General features: G+C 72.0%; 4 protein-coding genes. 1 reads left to right on the forward strand and 3 read right to left on the reverse strand.

Going from position 1 to position 3,844, the window contains the following annotated elements; genetic code table 11:
- From galE to C1I97_RS33025, 3 genes are all read right to left on the reverse strand, one after another.
- A partial coding sequence (gene galE, locus C1I97_RS33015; RefSeq protein ID WP_111006706.1) for a UDP-glucose 4-epimerase GalE occupies positions 1-952 on the reverse strand: 952 nt, incomplete at its 3' end.
- Between the two features lie 81 nt (positions 953-1,033).
- Positions 1,034-2,635, reverse strand: coding sequence for a glycosyltransferase family 2 protein (locus C1I97_RS33020; protein WP_181447018.1), 1,602 nt, complete (start codon positions 2,633-2,635; stop codon positions 1,034-1,036).
- A 176-nt stretch (positions 2,636-2,811) separates the two neighbouring features.
- Complete coding sequence (locus C1I97_RS33025) at positions 2,812-3,306, reverse strand: MarR family winged helix-turn-helix transcriptional regulator (protein WP_111006707.1); 495 nt, start codon at positions 3,304-3,306, stop codon at positions 2,812-2,814.
- 102 nt (positions 3,307-3,408) lie between these two features.
- On the opposite strand from C1I97_RS33025, the gene C1I97_RS33030 reads away from it, so the two are divergent.
- Positions 3,409-3,822, forward strand: a complete 414-nt coding sequence (locus C1I97_RS33030; protein WP_111006708.1) for an organic hydroperoxide resistance protein — start codon at positions 3,409-3,411, stop codon at positions 3,820-3,822.
- The last annotated feature ends 22 nt before the right edge of the window (positions 3,823-3,844 follow it).

The following is a 3,844-nucleotide window of genomic DNA, read 5'->3' on the forward strand; positions in this document are numbered from 1 at the left end:
GGATCCAGCCCTGCCAGGCCGAGGTGATCATGTCCTGGATGTCGTGCTTGGCCTTCCAGCCGAGTTCCGTGGCGATGCGGTCGGCGGAGGCGACGACGCGGGCGGGGTCGCCGGGACGGCGCGGGGTGACCGTCGGGGGGCTGTCGTGGCCGGTGACGGCGTTGATCGTGTCGATCATCTCGCGGACCGAGACGCCCTCGCCGCGGCCGATGTTCAGGGTGAGGTCCAGGCCCGGGGAGGAGAGCAGGGCGCGGGCCGTGGTCACGTGGGCCTCCGCGAGGTCCACGACGTGGATGTAGTCACGGATGCAGGTGCCGTCCGGCGTGGGGTAGTCGTCGCCGAAGATGCGCGGGGGCGCGTTCTCGGTCAGCCGCTCGAAGACCATGGGGATCAGGTTGGACGCACCGGCGTCGGCCAGCTCCGGGCCCGCCGCGCCCGCCACGTTGAAGTACCGCAGGGACGCCGTGGCCATGCCCGTCGCCCGGCCCGTGGCGCGGACCAGCCACTCGCCGGCCAGCTTGGTCTCGCCGTACGGCGACATGGGCACGCAGGGCGTCTCCTCCGTGACCAGGTCCACGTCCGGCATGCCGTACACGGCCGCCGAGGAGGAGAACACGAACGCCCCGATCCCGGCAGCCGTCACGGCCTCCAGCAGGACCCGCAGGCCCTCGACGTTCTCCCGGTAGTAGTACAGCGGCCGGTCCACCGACTCGCCCACCTGCTTCTTGGCGGCCAGGTGGACGACCCCGGTCACCTCGTGCTCGGCGAGGGCGCGCGCCACCCGGCCGGCGTCCAGGGTGGAGCCCACCACCAGCGGAACCCCCCGCGGGATGCGCTCGGCGATGCCGGTGGACAGGTCGTCGTACACCACGGCCCGCTCACCCGCTTCCGTCATCGCACGGACGACGTGCGCTCCGATGTAGCCGGCACCTCCGGTGATCAGCCATGTCATGTACGGGCTCCTCCTCGTCAATCGGCCCTGGTCGTCCTTGCGAGTGCGAGCGCGGCCGGGGGCCTCGGGTCCGGTCCGTCCTCAGTGAAACAGACGGCGGAGCCTGCCACGGAGTACCGACGTGACCCCGCTGAGCCCGGCCGCCAGGCGCAGGGAGAGCGCGCCGGAGTGCGTGGAGTAGGGCTGGACCAGCAGGACGCCGTACCGCACGCTCGGCACGACACGGCGGCGCAGCAGACCGGCGCCCGCGCGGGCGTGCGCCGTCATCTCACGGCTCGTGCCGTCGGCGAAGCACACCCGCACTTGCAGGTCCCAGGTGCCGGCGCCGAGTCCCGCGAGGTCCACGACCGTCTCGGCCGACCAGGTGCCGGCGGTGGCAGGCGTGAGGGGGACGGTGGTGCGCCAGGCCGTGCGGTCCGTCTCCCGGTGCCGCCACTGAAGCTCCAGGGTCCTGGGACCGGCGGGGGCCACCCTGCCGTACAGCTCGTGCAGGCGCAGCCGCAGCAGGCTGCCACGCGCGTGCGGGCGCAGTTCCGCGTGCACGGCGAGGGGCAGGAGGTGCACCGGCCGGGTCAGGTAGGGCTCCAGCGTGATATGGGGCAGATCCTCCGCCCAGACCGGCGTGCCGTCCTTGTCCCGCGCGTACGGCGGGCACAACCGGGTCGGGCGGGCGGCGAGCTCCTTCAGGCGCGCCAGGTCGCGCGGTTCGGGCGAGGCCAGAATCACCCGTCCGAGGAGGCGGCCGGGGGACGTCGGGTTGACCGCCCAGTCGGCCGCGTCGTACTCGCCGAGGTACGCGCGGGCGTGCGTCCACCACGCGCGCCGGTATTCCGCGTCGCGCAGGCCCAGCTCGCGCGCGTACATGCGCAGCTCGTGGTCGAGGAACTTGGCGCGCGCGGCCCGCGCGAGCTCCTTCTGGCCGGCGTTCAGCAGGACCTCGTACGCCGCCCGGCTCGCCTCGATGCGCTCCCGCCAGTTGTCGATGGTCGCGCGGTCCAGCGAGATCGACAGATTCGCGGCGGACCGGCGCACGTTCCACACGTACACCCGGTCCGGGACGAGGGCGATGCGCGGTTTGGCGGCCAGCACGCGCGCGGTGAACACGAAGTCCTCGTAGCGGAAGTGGCCCTCGGGGAAGCGGACGGCGTGCTCGCGCAGGAAGTCGGTGCGGTACAGCTTGTTGACGCACAGGGTGTCGTGCACGAGGCGCGGAAGCTGGGCGGGGTGCGTGAGGACGGCCTCCTCCTTGTAGAGCCGCCCCTGCCACGGCACTTCGCGCCCGGAGGGCAGCTCACGGCGCACGCACAGGCCGCTCGCGACCTCGGCGCGCTCCTCCCGGGCCGCGCCGAGCAGCGCGTCCACGGCGCCCGGCGGCAGCACGTCGTCGCTGTCGAGGAACATCACGTACGGCGACGTCACCGCGTCGAGGCCGGTGTTGCGCGGGGTGCCGCAGCCACCGCTGTTCTCCTCGCGCCGGACGACCCGCACTCTCGGTTCGGATGCGGCGAGGCGGCCGAGCAGCTCGAAGGTGCCGTCCGTCGAGCAGTCGTCGACGGCGACGACCTCACCGACGGCGGGTCCCTGCGCGAGTGCCGAGCGCACGGCGTCGGCTATGTGGGCGACGTCGTTGTAGCCGATCACGACGACGCTGACGTGGGGGATCTGTTGCGGGTGCGGGTGCATGGAATCCACGGCCGGGAATAGTAGGTGTGGTCGGTAATCTCCGCTTAAGAGGGACATCGGTGTCCCGTGCGGAAGACGGTGAGACGCGAACTCGGGTTCCCCGTTCGGCCCGATCGATTTCGCCGAGCGCCACAGTCGGCCGGGAGACAGTACCGCGGTGGTGGGTGTGCCGCATGTCACTCGCAGTCCGGTGTCTCCTCCAGGGCGGCCGCGTCGAGAGCCGTCGTGAGGCGGTCGAGGCGGGTGTGGAGCTCGTGGATCTCCTCGGGGGTGAGGCCGGTGGCCGACAGGACGCGGCGGGGTATCCGCAGCGCGCGGGCGCGCAGTGCCGTGCCCTGCCCGGTCGGGCGTACCACCACTGAACGCTCGTCGCGCGTGCTGCGTTCACGGCGTACCAGGCCGGCCGCTTCCAGGCGCTTGAGCAGCGGGGACAGGGTGCCGGAGTCGAGGCGCAGGTGTTCGCCGAGTTTCTTCACGGGGGTCTCGCCGCGCTCCCACAGGACCAGCATCACCAGGTACTGCGGGTAGGTCAGCCCGAGTTCCTTGAGGACCACGCGGTAGACGCCGTTGAAGGCGCGCGAGGCGGCGTGCAGCGAGAAGCAGATCTGGCGGTCCAGGCGCAGCCATTCCGCGTCCTGCGCGGCGGCGCCCTGCGGAACCTCGGTAGTCATACCGCCAGGGTAGCTCTGGCGCACTATTTAATTGCGTGCAATTTAGTTGTGTGCTCTACTGGGTTCAGGCAGCGACACGACTCCACGAGAGGGATGGTTTCCATGGACGCGCTCTACACCGCCGTCGCCACCGCCACCCACGGTCGCGAGGGCCGCGCCGTCAGCTCCGACGGCCGCCTCGACCTGCAGCTGGCCCTCCCGGTGGAGATGGGCGGCGACGGGCAGGGCACCAACCCCGAGCAGCTGTTCGCCGCCGGCTACGCCGCCTGCTTCGCCGGCGCCCTCGGTCTCGTCGGCCGCCGGGCCGAGGTGGACGTCAGCGACGCCGCGGTCACCGGCGAGGTCGGCATCGGCAAGCAGGGCGAGGGCTTCGCGCTCGCCGTCACCCTGCGCATCGAGCTGCCCGGCTCCGTCGACGAGGCCACCGGCCGCAAGCTGGTCGAGCAGGCCCACCAGGTCTGCCCGTACTCCCACGCCACCCGGGGCAACATCCCGGTCGAACTCGTCATCGAGTGACCGGGCTCAGCCCCGCCTCCTC

Source organism: Streptomyces sp. NTH33 (assembly GCF_003236365.1).
Taxonomy (GTDB): domain Bacteria; phylum Actinomycetota; class Actinomycetes; order Streptomycetales; family Streptomycetaceae; genus Streptomyces.

Bases quoted from the DNA above. Each gene is read 5' to 3' on its own strand.
- C1I97_RS33020 (WP_181447018.1), bottom strand. From the start codon at position 2,635: ATGCACCCGCACCCGCAACAGATCCCCCACGTCAGCGTCGTCGTGATC.
- C1I97_RS33025 (WP_111006707.1), bottom strand. From the start codon at position 3,306: ATGACTACCGAGGTTCCGCAGGGCGCCGCCGCGCAGGACGCGGAATGG.
- C1I97_RS33030 (WP_111006708.1), top strand. From the start codon at position 3,409: ATGGACGCGCTCTACACCGCCGTCGCCACCGCCACCCACGGTCGCGAG.